General features: G+C 62.4%; 9 protein-coding genes. 8 read left to right on the forward strand and 1 reads right to left on the reverse strand.

Features of this window, described 5'->3' with window-relative positions:
- Positions 1 to 33: 33 nt before the first annotated feature.
- From ACIQ17_RS02190 to ACIQ17_RS02225, 8 genes are all read left to right on the forward strand, one after another.
- On the forward strand, positions 34 to 1,527 hold the full coding sequence (locus ACIQ17_RS02190; protein ID WP_398464900.1) for a PLP-dependent aminotransferase family protein: 1,494 nt from the start codon (positions 34 to 36) through the stop codon (positions 1,525 to 1,527).
- 335 nt (positions 1,528 to 1,862) lie between these two features.
- Complete coding sequence (locus tag ACIQ17_RS02195; protein ID WP_398464963.1) at positions 1,863 to 3,470, forward strand: ABC transporter substrate-binding protein; 1,608 nt, start codon at positions 1,863 to 1,865, stop codon at positions 3,468 to 3,470.
- 55 nt (positions 3,471 to 3,525) lie between these two features.
- On the forward strand, positions 3,526 to 5,526 hold the full coding sequence (locus ACIQ17_RS02200) for a hydantoinase/oxoprolinase family protein (protein ID WP_398464902.1): 2,001 nt from the start codon (positions 3,526 to 3,528) through the stop codon (positions 5,524 to 5,526).
- Positions 5,523 to 7,097, forward strand: coding sequence for a hydantoinase B/oxoprolinase family protein (locus tag ACIQ17_RS02205; protein ID WP_398464904.1), 1,575 nt, complete (start codon positions 5,523 to 5,525; stop codon positions 7,095 to 7,097). The genes ACIQ17_RS02200 and ACIQ17_RS02205 overlap by 4 nt, the downstream gene beginning before the upstream one ends.
- Before the next feature lie 10 nt (positions 7,098 to 7,107).
- Entirely contained in the window at positions 7,108 to 8,412 is a 1,305-nt protein-coding gene (locus tag ACIQ17_RS02210; protein WP_398464906.1) for an aminotransferase class III-fold pyridoxal phosphate-dependent enzyme, read from the forward strand.
- Between the two features lie 21 nt (positions 8,413 to 8,433).
- Complete coding sequence (locus ACIQ17_RS02215) at positions 8,434 to 10,086, forward strand: long-chain-fatty-acid--CoA ligase (protein ID WP_398464908.1); 1,653 nt, start codon at positions 8,434 to 8,436, stop codon at positions 10,084 to 10,086.
- A gap of 113 nt (positions 10,087 to 10,199) precedes the next feature.
- Positions 10,200 to 10,889 (forward strand): flavin reductase family protein, encoded by a 690-nt coding sequence (locus ACIQ17_RS02220; RefSeq protein ID WP_398464910.1) that lies wholly within the window; start codon positions 10,200 to 10,202, stop codon positions 10,887 to 10,889.
- 59 nt (positions 10,890 to 10,948) lie between these two features.
- The gene (locus ACIQ17_RS02225) at positions 10,949 to 11,881 is read left to right on the forward strand and encodes an N-carbamoyl-D-amino-acid hydrolase (protein WP_398464912.1); all 933 of its coding nucleotides are present in this window, start codon (positions 10,949 to 10,951) and stop codon (positions 11,879 to 11,881) included.
- 57 nt (positions 11,882 to 11,938) lie between these two features.
- Here the strand turns inward: ACIQ17_RS02225 and ACIQ17_RS02230 are convergent, their stop codons facing one another.
- The gene (locus tag ACIQ17_RS02230) at positions 11,939 to 12,601 is read right to left on the reverse strand and encodes an aspartate/glutamate racemase family protein (RefSeq protein WP_398464914.1); all 663 of its coding nucleotides are present in this window, start codon (positions 12,599 to 12,601) and stop codon (positions 11,939 to 11,941) included.
- Positions 12,602 to 12,670 lie beyond the last annotated feature (69 nt).

Here is a 12,670-nt window from a genome sequence, read left to right on the forward strand (position 1 = left end):
GGCGTCCATTTCGGCCGCACGACAGGCCCGCTCATGCGAAACTCCATCCACCAGCGAAAACGGGTCTCGCTGATAGGCATGCATCTCGACCGCGCCTCGCCGGTGGCATTGCCGCAGCAGATTGCTGCGCAGATGCGCGATGGCATCCTGCGCGGGACGCTGCCGGCCGGGACACAGTTTCTTGGTTCGCGAGAGATTGCGCGTGAACTCGGTTGCTCGCGGATGGTGGTGCTCAGTGCCTGGGAAATCCTTTACGCAGAAGGCTATCTCGAATCGATGCCCCGTGGCGGCGTGTCGGTCGCCACAGTTCATCGGAACGCGGCAGTGCCACCGCCCGTACCGGTCGATACCTCGCACATTGCGGGTCCGATCTCGCAGCGCTGGCAGTCACTGATCGGGTTTACCTACGACACCAACTGGGAATCCGATTTTAGCCCCGGGGCGCCCGACATTTCGACCTTTCCGTTCGGGGAATGGGCGCGGCTGCTACGCCAGACGTCGCAGCAGCCCGACAAGCACGAATGCCTCGACCTGTCCGCAGCCGGACTTTCGGAATTGCGGCGCGAGATTGCGGGGTTCCTCGGTGCGGTGCGCGGCCTGGTCTGCATGCCCGAGCAGATCGTCGTCACGTCGGGGACGTCGAGCGCGCTGGATCTGTGCAGCCGCATGATCCTCGACCACGGGGACGAGGTGTGGGTGGAGGAGCCCGGCTTCGTCGAGGCACAGTGGTCGTTGACGGCGGCGGGCGCGAAGCTGGTGCCGGTGCCGGTGGATGGCAAGGGGCTCTGCGTTGCGGAAGGCATCCGGCGCGCGCCGCATGCAAAACTGATCGTGGTGACGCCGTCGCATCAATATCCGCTCGGCATCAGCATGGGGCTGGAACGGCGGCTCGAATTGCTCGACTGGGCCAATCGCAACGATGTCTGGATTATCGAGGACGACTACAATTCCGAATTCCGGCATCAGGACAGCATGATCGCTTCGCTGAAATCGCTCGATCGCGAGCAGCGGGTGATCTATCTCGGCACTTTCTCCAAGATCATGATGCCGAGCCTGCGTCTCGGCTATATTGTCGCGCCCGAACGTTTCGTCGAGATATTCACCAGAGGGCGCGCGCGTATCGACGTTCACAGTTCCGGCGTTGGTCAGCGTGCACTGGCCGAGTTCATGCGTCAGGGCCATCTGCTGCGCCATCTTCGCCGGATGCGGAAGATCTATGCGGAGCGACAACAAGCGCTGATGACGGCCATCACGAGCTATCTGCCGAATGACCTGTCGGTCGCGCCGTGTGCTACGGGGCTGCATCTCGTCGCCCTGTTCAGCGATCGGCTGAAGGCGCGGATGACTGATACCAAAGCGGCGCGTTTGCTGAAGGCTGCAGGCTTACATGTGCAGCCATTGTCGCAGAACCATCTGGAGATCCCGATCTATTCCGGCCTGGTGCTCGGCTATGGCCGGCTTAAAGCTGAAGATGCGCCACGTCTGATCGCAAAAATGGCGAAGATTCTCGGCGCAGCAAAAAAATAATCGGGCCTGTTCGGGTGTCGACAGCTATCGGCGGGGCCGCCTGCGAATTGATCAATTTTGGGCCAATGCCACCTTCGTGCGGTCTCGCCGCGATGTCGTTGCCGCAACAATCCCGCACTATCCCTAGCATATTTCGTGTCAGCGCCTGACATCAGTATGTGCTGCATTCGCGTGCAGCGTCTGCGCGACAACCCGGCACGCGGACATATTGCTTACGCTCTATCGTGTGGTCCGGCGATCTGGCCCAGTCCTTTCTGACAAGTCTGGCTCTATCCGGATGCGCCTTACGCGTCGAGATTTTGCGGGACGTGGTTCGACAGGGACGATGGCAGATGATGGCTGATCGCGGGCGTTTGTTGGGACTGATGGGCGGTGCGCTGCTGCTGGCGATGACGCCGGCATCGGCGCAGGCGCAGACGCGGGCGGAAACGCTGCGTCAGGTGACGGGCAACAATATCCCGACGCTCGATCCGACCACGCCGGGCGCGACCCGCGAGGCCTTCGGCGTCTCCACCAGCATCTATGATCGCCTCGTCGCTTTCGACCGCAGGCGCGACGAGAACGGCGTCTGGGTGTTCGACCGCAGCAAGATCCGGGGTGAACTGGCCGAAAGCTACGAGATCAGCCCGGACGGCCTCAAGATCACCTTCAAGCTGCGTGACGCCAAATGGCATGACGGCACGCCGGTGACCGCGGACGATGTGAAGTGGTCGCTCGACCGTGCAGTCACCGCAAAATCGATTGCTTCCGGCCAGATGGGTACGGGCTCTCTGTCCAAGGCTGAGCAGTTCGCGGTGGTCGATGCCAAGACCGTCACGGTGACGCTGCCGAAGGCCGATCGCTTGGCGCTCGCCAATCTCGCGACGCCGCTGGCACCGATCTTCAACAGCAAACTCGCCAAGCAGCACGCGACCGCGGAAGACCCGTGGGCGCAGGAATGGCTGAAGACCAATACGGCCGCCGGCGGCGCCTATACCGTCGAGATGTTCAAGCCCGGCGAGCAGATCGTTCTGCGCCGTAACGAAAACTGGAAGAATGGCCCGGGCGGCCAACTCCCATATTTCAAGCGCGTGATCGAGCAGACCATTGCCGATCCCGCCACCCGTGCCAATCTGATCGAGAAGGGCGATGCCGATATCGCCATCGATCTGCAGGCCAGCGATGTGCCGGCATTGCAGCAGCGTGGCAAGGTGAAGGTGGATTCGACGCCGCAGACCAATGGCTTCACCATGATTGCCTTCAACACGCAGATGGCGCCGTTCGACAATCTGAAGGTTCGTCAGGCCATCGTCGCCGCGCTGCCCTATGATGACATGTTCAAGGCGGCGATCTTCAAGCGTGGCTTCCCGCTGTTTGGCGCATCCTGGACCGCGCCGCCCACCGGCGAATTCCCCCAGGTCATGCCGGTGAAGACCGACATGGCCAAGGCCAAGGCACTGCTTGCCGAGGCCGGCTTCGCCAGCGGCTTCAAGACGACCTTCAGCATCAATGTCGGCTCCGCTGCGATCACCGAGCCGATGGCCGCGCTGTTGAAGGAATCCCTGGCCAAACTGAATATCGATGTCGAGGTGCAGAAGCTGCCGGACTCGCAGATGTCCACGCAGATCACCGAGAAGAAGCTGCCCTTCTTCACCGAAGGCTCCACCGCCTGGCTGCCGACGACGGACTATTTATTCCGCAATTTCTTCACCGGCAACCAGCGCTGGAACTACAGCTCCTGGAACAATGAGCTGATCGTCAAACTGGCCAATGCGGCGCGCTTCGAGCAGGATCAGGCGAAATACGAGGCCATGGGTAAGGAAATGATTGCCGAATACGTCAAGGAAGTGCCGATGGTGCTGCTCTGGCAGGCCAATCAGGACGCGGTGATGATCCCGCAGCTCGACGGTCACACCTACTGGTTCCATCGCCAGGTCGATTTCCGCGACCTGCGCCGCAAGTAAGCGACAGCCGGCGGCGCCACGCGCTGCCGGCGCTGAGACAGCGAGAGCCGAGCTTTTGACCAACATCTGGGAAATAGGAACCGATATCGGCGGCACCTTCACCGATATCATCGCCATCCGCCGCGACACATCGGAGGTGCGCATCGCCAAGGTGCCATCCCGGCCGCAGGCGCCTGTGCAGGCCATGCTGGAAGCCATCGAGGCGGTTGGCCTGCAGAAGAGCGAGGTGAAGCGCTTTATCCACGGCACGACCCGCATCACCAATGCGATCGTCGAAGAGCGGTTGCCGAAAGTCGCGCTGGTCGCCACGCGCGGTTTCGAGGATGTGCTGGAGATCTCACGCTATCGTCGCCGCGACCTCTACCGCCTCGATGTGGTGCCGAAACCCAAAGCCATCGTGCCGCGTGAGCTGTGCTTCGCGCTCGACGAGCGCCTCGATCACGAAGGCAATGTGTTGACGCCGCTCGCGGATGCCGAGATCGAACGGCTGATCGCTTGGCTGAAAGCCGCCAACGTCCAGAGCGTCGCCGTGTCGCTGCTGCATGCCTATGCCAATCCCGTGCACGAGCAGATGCTTGGCGAGCGCATCCGGCAGTTCGTGCCGCATGTGTCGCTGTCGCACGAGATCAATCCCGAGGCGCGCGAGTATGAGCGGACCTCGTCCACGGTGTTCAACGCCGCGGCGATGCCGATCGCCGTCGAATATCTGAGCGAGCTCGAGGAGCGCCTTCCGATCGGCTCCGGCCTGCAGGTGTTTCACTCCGCTGGCGCGATGATCCCCATCGCCGCGGTGAAGCGTCGCCCGCTGGTCATGGCCATGTCCGGCCCCGCTGCCGGCGTCGCTGCTTCCGTCAGCATCGCCCGTCAGCTCGAGAAGTCGCGCGTCCTCACTTTCGACATGGGCGGCACGACCACGGATGTCTGCCTGATCGTCGATGGCCAGGCGGAAATGACCGACGGCAAGCTGCTCGGGGATCGTCCGTTGCGCCAGCCGATGCTGGCGGTGCATTCCATCGGCGCCGGCGGTGGCTCCATCGTCAAGCTCGGCTCCGGCGGCCTCGCCGTCGGCCCGGAAAGCGCGGGCTCGGAGCCCGGCCCGGCCTGTTACGGCCGCGGCGGCACGCGGCCGACTATCACCGATGCCAATGCGCTGCTCGGCTATCTCAATCCCGAGACAAAACTCGGCGACCGCATCGGCATCGATCTCGCTGCCGCGGCGCACGTCATCCAGCCGATCGCGGATGGGCTCGGTCTCGGTCTCAGGGAAACTGCCCTCGGCATCATCCGCGTCGCCAATGCGACCATGGCGCGGGCGCTGCGCCGCGTGACGGTGGAGCGCGGCATCGATGGCCGCGATTGCACGCTGCTCGCCTTCGGCGGCGGTGGCCCGATGCACGCCGCGGGTCTCGCCGATCTCTACGGGATTACGGAGATCGTGGTACCGGCGGCATCAAGTGCGTTCTCGGCGCTGGGTTGCCTCACTGCCGACTTCAGCTTCCTGCAGCAGCAGACGCTGCGCGTTGCGCTCGATGGTATCGATCTCGCGAAAGTCGGCGAACGCATCGACGGCATGGTCGAGCAGGCGTTGGAGCCGCTGCTCGCCAATGGCATTGTACGCGACACCATCCAGATCGATCTCGTCGCCCTGATGCGCTACGCCGCGCAGGCCGATGCGATCCCGGTGCCGTTCGCGCGCCCGCTCGATCCCGCTTATCTGCGCAAGGCCTTCCTCGTCAAACACCGCGAGCTCTATGGCTATGCGACCGAGGAAAGCTGCGTCATCGAAGCCGTCCGTGTGCAGGCGCGCCAGCCCTCGACCACAACGGTCGGCCGTCCCGGCACGGTAGCGAAGGCGACCGTCCCCGTCGCGCGAACATGTTCGTTCGACGGCGCGCTCGATGTGATGACCGATATCATCGACCGCAGTACCATGACGGACGCCATCAAGGGCCCGGCCATCATCGAGGATGCATGGTCCACGGTGGTCGTGCCGCCGGGCTGGCAGGCGGCGCCCGACGCAGCCGGCAACCTCTATCTTGCGAAGGTGGCGTCATGACCCTGGATCCGTTTGCCGTCGAAGTGATCCGCCATGGCCTCTCGGCCGCGGCCGAGGAGATGAGTCTCGTGATGACGCGCTCGGCGCGCTCGCCTTTGCTGCGCGAGGCCGGCGACCTGTCATCCGCCATCACCGATGCTCAAGGCGAACTGGTGGGACAGGGGCGCGACATCCCGGTCCATCTCGGCGCCATGGCCTATACGGTTCGCGAGGTACTGAAGGTCGTCCCGGCTGCGACGCTGAAGCAGGGTGACGTGCTGATCTACAACCTCGGCGCGCTCGGTGGCAATCACCTCAATGACGTCAAGGTGGTGCGTCCGGTGTTCTTCGAGGGTGACATCGTGGCCTTCGCGGTGAGCCTTGCGCATTGGCCGGATATCGGCGGCACGTGGCCTGGCAGCTATCTCGCCAAGGCTATCGATACTTTCCAGGAAGCGCTGCGTATTCCGCCGATTCGTGTGGCGACCGCCGATGGTGTGAGCGACGCCGTGGTCCAGTTCCTTAAATTGAATGTCCGCGATCCCGAATCTTGCGAAGGCGACCTGCTCGGCCAGATCGCCTGCACGCTGGCCGGTGAGAGGCGCATCGTCGAACTGTGCGCGCGGCACGGCAAGGACATGTTTGTCGCCACCCTGTCGCGGCTGCACGATCTTTCCGAAGCGGAAATGCGCGAAGCGATCCTCGCGCTTCCGGATGGCACCTATGAGGGCGAAGACTTCCTCGATGACGGTGGCCCCAGTGACGAGCCCGCGCGTGTTCATGTCAAAATCGTCATCAAGGGCGACGAGGCGACGTTCGATCTGTCCGGCAGTTGTGATCGCGTCTCGAATTTTTGCAACACGACATCCTTTATCGCCCGCTCTGCGGTGGCCTATTCGGCGCGCATCATGAGTGGCCGTGACATGCAGCAGAATGGCGGCGCGTTGCGTCCGCTTACCATCATCACCCGCGAAGGCTCGATCTTCGAACCGGGCCTGACGGCGCCGGTCGCGGCAGGTAACCACGAGACTTCGTTGCGCATCGTCGATGCAATCTTCCTTGCCATGAAGCACGTGATTCCCGAGCGATTGTCCGCCGGCGGTGCGACTACATCGGGCATGCTGTCCTTCTCCGAGCCGCGCGCCGATGGATCGTGGAACATGCTCTACGAGGTCCATGCCGGCGGCGAAGGGGCGCGGCACGACCGCAATGGCTGCTCGGCGACCCGCGTGCATCTCACCAATACCTCGAACACGCCCGCCGAAGTGATCGAGGCCAGTTACAACATCCGTGTCGAAAAGCAGGCGATCCGCTGGGGTTCCGGCGGCGGCGGCAAATATCATGGCGGCGACGGTGTCGTGCGGAGCTATCGGGTGCTTGCGCCGAGCATGCATCTGACGAGCTGCGTCGAGCGCAAGCTCATTCCGCCCTTCGGCCTCAGCGGCGGAGAGCCCGGCGAGGGCGGCCGCCTGACGCTGCTGCGCAATGGTGTCACCACCGAGCTCGACGGCAAGCTCAATCTGGTCCTGCAGAAGGACGATGTCGTCACCGTCGAGATGTGCGGTGGCGGCGGTTTTGGTCCGGCAGTCTGAGGAGAGAACAATGAGCAGACTGCTACGCACCGGGCTCAATGCCGGCGACAGTGCCCCGCTTACCGTGGTCGGTGGTGAGGGCGTGTACTTTCATCTGAAAGACGGTCGCAAGCTGATCGATGGTAGCAACACTGGCGGCGGTCTCGGTCATCGCCATCCCCGCATGGTGGAAGCCATCCGTAATGCGGCCGATACGCCGGTGGTCAACGAAGGCTGGACATGGATCGGCCGCGAACAGGCGGCCGACGATCTCATGGACACCGCCTTTGCCGGCGAGGACTGGGTCGGCGGCGTCCGCTTCTGTATCTCGGGTAGCGAGGCCAATGACATGGCGCTGTCGCTGTGCCAGGCGCTCTCGCAAAAATCCGCGCTGGCGACGCGTGAGCGCGCCTATCACGGCATTGTCGGCCTGTCGCGCAGCATGACCGTGCAGCCGCATTGGCATGGCGGCCTCGCAGTGCAGGCCGGCGGCTCGCGCCTGCCGGCGCCGATGGCACCGGTGAAGATTCTTCCGGCGCCTGATGGAGCGATCTACGGCTCGCTGCCGGACAATCGCCTGGTCGCCGCGCGTCTCGCCGATGCGACGGAGACGCTGAGCGGCACGGCCGCCACCATTATCGATTACACCCAGGGCGGCAATTACTACGACGGCGCCTATCAGGACGAAGTCGCGCGCCATGCGGTCGCGGCGGACTCGATCTGGATCGCCGACGAGGTCGTCACCGGTGCCGGCCGTGCCGGCCGCTGGTTCGCGTTTCAGGGCGCAGAAAGCCGACCGGATATCGTAACCCTCGGCAAGTCGCTCGGCGGCGGCGCTGCGGCAGTGGCGGCGGTGGTTGTGTCGAAGCGGATTGTCGAGCTGCTGAAGGGATCGAGCTGGCAGAATTACGGCACGCTGCGCGGCCATCCCATCAGCATGGCTGCCGTCAGCGCCTATCTGAAAGTGGTGACCGAGGAGGACATCCTTGCGCGGGTGCGCACCATGGAAACCTTCTTCAAGAAGCGCCTGATCGAGATCGCGCGCAATCATCCGAGCGTCAGCCGCGTCGCTGGGCAGGGGCTGCACTGGACGGTCGAATTGCACGGGCCGGACTGGCGCAACTGGGCGGGCGATACCATGGAAAATCCGATCGCGTCGCGTGTCGCCACATTGGCCATGGATGCTGGCGCGGTCATCGGCACATCAGGCGAGCAGACCTCGCTGTTTCTTGCACCGCCGCTGATCATCAGCGAGCAGGACGCCGAGCGGCTTCTGGCTGCCCTCGATCACGGCCTCGATCTTGCCGATCAGGAATACAAGCACCGGCATCACTGACCAAACCGACGGAGGGCTGCCATGACTGACGCATCGCCGTTCTGGCCTTCGGGAGAACCTCGCGAATTGCCGGTGCCGGAGGGGGGTCTATATGACGCGCTGGCGCGCGCCGCTCAGGATCGTCCCGATCATCCCGCAACGGTATTCTACGATGGCGTGTTGAGTTATGCGGAACTGCTGCGGCAGGTGGATGTGCTGGCAGGCTATCTGCAGAACAGATGTGGGGTGCGGCGCGGCGACCGTGTTCTGGTCGCGCTACAGAACTCGCCGCAATATGTGATCGCCTATCATGCGGTGATGCGCGCCGACGCCATCGTCGTGCCGATCAATCCGATGAACAAGGCTGCGGAGATCAGCTATATGGCGGCCGATAGCGGCGCCAGGGTGGCTATCGCCGGCAGCGAACTCGTCGATGTCTTTGCACCGCTTCTCACAGGCGATCTCGACGCCGTGATCGCCGCGCGCTATCGCGACTATGTGCCGGATCAGGCAACCTATGCGCTACCGGCCTGCGTGACGCAGGAGTCCGCCGTGCCGGACTCGCTTGGGTGGCACGATTGGATGGATGCGATGGCCGCAGGCGAGCGACCGGCGCCGATGGCCGCAGGTCCCGACGATCTCTGCCTCTTTCCCTATACGTCCGGCACGACGGGGAAGCCCAAAGCCTGCATGCACACGCATCGCAGCGTTTTGTTCACGGCCGTGTTGCAGGCGCGCTGGTATGGCATGGGCAATGACGATGTGATGACAGCGTTCATGCCGCTGTTCCATGTCGCCGGCATGCAGGGCTCCATGAACTCGGCCATCGTCGCGGGGGCCACGCTGGTTTTGACCGCGCGATGGGACAAGGAGATCATCCCGCCATTGTTCGCGCGCTACGGCGTCACGTTCTGGAACGCGGCGCCGACCATGATCGTGGACGTGCTGTCGAGTCCGAATTTTCGCGATGATTGTTTCCGACGGCTGAAGGTGATCACCGGTGGTGGGGCGGCGATGCCGGTCGCCGTCGCCGAACGACTGAAATCGCGTTTCGACCTCGAATTTATCGAGGGCTACGGCATGACCGAAACCATGTCGCCGACGCACATCAATCCGATTGCCGCGCCGAAACGACAATGTCTCGGCATCGCCGTGCATGAAACCGATGCGCGGGTGATCGATCCGGATACATGCGAAGAACTCGGTGCGGGCGAGACGGGAGAGATCGTTGTCTGTGGTCCACAAGTGCTGCGTCGCTACTGGAACAGACCGGAAGCTGACGCGACCACGTTCATTACGATCGACGGTCGGCGTTTCCTGCGCACAGGCGATCTCGGCTATCGCGACGCCGATGGCTATTTCTTTGCCGTCGATCGGCTCAAACGCATGATCAATGTGTCAGGCTTCAAAGTGTGGCCGGCCGAAGTCGAGGCCACCATGTATGGCCATCCGGCCATCAGGGAATGCTGCGTCATTTCCGCTCCGGACGGCTATCGCGGTGAAACCGTGAAAGCCCTGGTGGCCTTGCATGAGAGCGCGAAAGGTTCGGTCGTGTCCGACGATATCGTGGCATGGGGCCGGCAGCAGATGGCGAGCTACAAGGCTCCGCGCGCCATCGAATTCGTCGACAGCCTGCCACGTTCCGAGAGCAACAAGATCAACTGGCGGCTTCTGCAGGACGCCGAGTGGACGTGATGGGCGCATCTATCACTGAATTGGGACCGGATGGCCAATTCAGGTGCCATGCACACTGACCGAATTGGTGCGTCGAGGCTGGAATCGAGGCAGTGATTGCCTGTTAAAGCGCATTGACGCCGTTCTGCTGTGTCTTCCAAATGGATCGTGTTTCTCGGGAAGACGAAATGACATTGAGCTTCGACTTTGCGACCTGTACCGGGCCGCAGCGTTACAAGTTGCTGACAGGTCTGGTGGTGCCGCGCCCGATCGCATTGATCACCACAATCTCTGCAGAAGGGCTCGTCAATGCCGCGCCGTTTTCGTTCTTCAACGTGTTCTCCGAGGCCCCTCCGCTTGTCGTGGTCGGACTGCAAGCCTGGCCCGATGGTTCTCTGAAGGATACGACACGCAATGTGCGGGCGACCGGGCATTTCGTCGTCCATATGGTCGATGAAGCTTTCGCGACTGCCATGACGCGCTGCGCGATCAAATTCCCAGCCAATATTAGCGAGCCCAATGCATTGAAGCTTGCATTGGCAGACGGCATCCATGGGCCTGTCCCCTACCTCGCCGATGCACCCGTGGCACTCGAATGCCGTCAGGTGACGATGATGAATTTCGGCGCGGAGCGGGATCTGCTGGTTGGCGAAATTCTCGGTCTGCATACGCGCGACGGGGTGGTCGATGCCGGAACGCTGCGAACGGACTACGATGCGTATTTGCCGGTCGGCCGCATTGCGGGCAACATGTATGCGCGGATGGGTGATCGCTTTGAGCTGAACGTGCCAAGTCTTGAGGCATGGCAGAACGAACGCGGATAGCAATGTGCTGACGCGGCGCGTCACGATAACCTTGAAATTCATCACGGAGAAAAAGCGCGATGCGCGTGATCAATGTCGCCGCCGCCCAGTTGGGTCCGATCCAGCGCGCCGAAGGGCGCGAGCAAGTGGTGAAGCGCATGCTTGCGCTGATGGACGAGGCAAAAGCTAGGGGCGCCGACCTCATCGTCTATCCCGAGCTGGCGCTGACCACGTTCTTTCCACGCTGGTATGTCGAGGATCAGGCCGAGGTCGATCTCTGGTTCGAGCGCGAGATGCCCAATGACGCTGTCCAGCCGCTATTTGCGCGCGCCGCCGAGTATCAGATGGCGATGAATTTCGGTTACGCCGAACTGACGCCCGACGGCCATCACTTCAACACCACCATTCTCACGGATCGCTCGGGCAAGATCGTCGGCAAATATCGCAAGATTCATCTGCCTGGACATTCCGAATTCGATCCGGAACGCGATTTCCAGCATCTGGAAAAGCGCTACTTCGAGCCAGGTGATCTCGGCTTTCCGGTCTGGCGCACGCTTGATGGTATCTTCGGCATGGCGGTCTGCAACGACCGGCGTTGGCCGGAGACCTATCGCGTGATGGCTCTCCAGGGCGTCGAGATGGTGCTGATCGGCTACAATACGCCGTCGTTCAATTCACAAAAGAGCAGCGAGGGGCCGGAGAAGCGGCTGTTCCACAATCGTCTTGCGGTGCAGGCCGGTGCATATCAAAATTCCTGCTGGGTGGTCTCGGTGGCAAAGGCCGGTGACGAAGACGGCTTTCCGCTCATCGGCGGCAGCCTGATCGTCAATCCGGATGGCGAAGTGGTCGTCGAGGCCATGACCGAAGGCGATGAATTGCTGGTGCATCCTTGCGATCTCGATGACACTGTGTTTGGAAAGAAGACGATCTTCGACTTCGCTCGCCACCGGCGCATCGAGCATTACGGTCTCATCACGAGCCAGACCGGTGTGGTTCTGCCGCCAGAAGCGTAGCTCAGGGAGTATCGGGCATCGCCATCATCGGCAGGGCATCGCTCCGCCGATGCGTGATCAACCCGCTGCAAACTGCACGGCACCCAAAGCCATCGCGACGGCCGCCTGAGTCGGGTCAATGACGGGAACGCCCAACGCATCTTCCAGCGGCTTGCGATGGCGGGCCATGCCGGCGCAGCCCATCACGATCGCGCCGGCACCGTCTTCTTCCTTCAGCGCGCGTCCCACTGCGATCATCTTGAGCAGTGTGCCGTCTCCTGATGCAGTCTCGGCGACCGTCATATTGAGCGGGCGTTCGCCCGCGAAGCGATCCATCAATCCCATCTGCCTGAGATAGCGCATATGACGAGGGATCGAGCGCTGCGCGACGGCAATGACGCCAAAACGATCGGCGCGTGTGAGCGCGGTGAGCACGCCGCATTCTGCTATACCGAACACCGGGCGCGCCGTCGCCTCGCGGCATGCATGAAGTCCGGGATCGCTGTAGCAGGCGATGACGAAAGCGGCAGAGACGGTGTCACGCGCAACGAGTTGTTGCAGGGGCATGGCGACGCTCTCGACATCGGCCTGGCTTTCCACACCGAACGGACCCTCTGCGAGAGTCTCGCAAATAATCTCCGGGCCTGCTGAGAAATTCAACGGCTTCAGTGCTTCAGCAAGTCCCGCTGTCACGATGACGTTGGAGTTCGGATTGATCACCAGAATGCATGGTCGAGACATTAAAGCGCGTCCTGTATTGACGGATGCAAAAAAGAAGCAAAAATTATGCCGTAGGTGATGATGGTGATG

This window comes from Tardiphaga sp. (assembly GCF_044340795.1).
In the GTDB taxonomy this organism is placed as follows: Bacteria; Pseudomonadota; Alphaproteobacteria; order Rhizobiales; family Xanthobacteraceae; genus Tardiphaga.

Excerpts from the sequence above, each read along its gene's own strand:
- ACIQ17_RS02190 (WP_398464900.1), top strand. The coding sequence starts at position 34 with ATGCGAAACTCCATCCACCAGCGAAAACGGGTCTCGCTGATAGGCATG.
- ACIQ17_RS02195 (WP_398464963.1), top strand. The coding sequence starts at position 1,863 with ATGGCTGATCGCGGGCGTTTGTTGGGACTGATGGGCGGTGCGCTGCTG.
- ACIQ17_RS02205 (WP_398464904.1), top strand. The coding sequence starts at position 5,523 with ATGACCCTGGATCCGTTTGCCGTCGAAGTGATCCGCCATGGCCTCTCG.
- ACIQ17_RS02210 (WP_398464906.1), top strand. The coding sequence starts at position 7,108 with ATGAGCAGACTGCTACGCACCGGGCTCAATGCCGGCGACAGTGCCCCG.
- ACIQ17_RS02215 (WP_398464908.1), top strand. The coding sequence starts at position 8,434 with ATGACTGACGCATCGCCGTTCTGGCCTTCGGGAGAACCTCGCGAATTG.
- ACIQ17_RS02225 (WP_398464912.1), top strand. The coding sequence starts at position 10,949 with ATGCGCGTGATCAATGTCGCCGCCGCCCAGTTGGGTCCGATCCAGCGC.
- ACIQ17_RS02230 (WP_398464914.1), bottom strand. The coding sequence starts at position 12,601 with ATGTCTCGACCATGCATTCTGGTGATCAATCCGAACTCCAACGTCATC.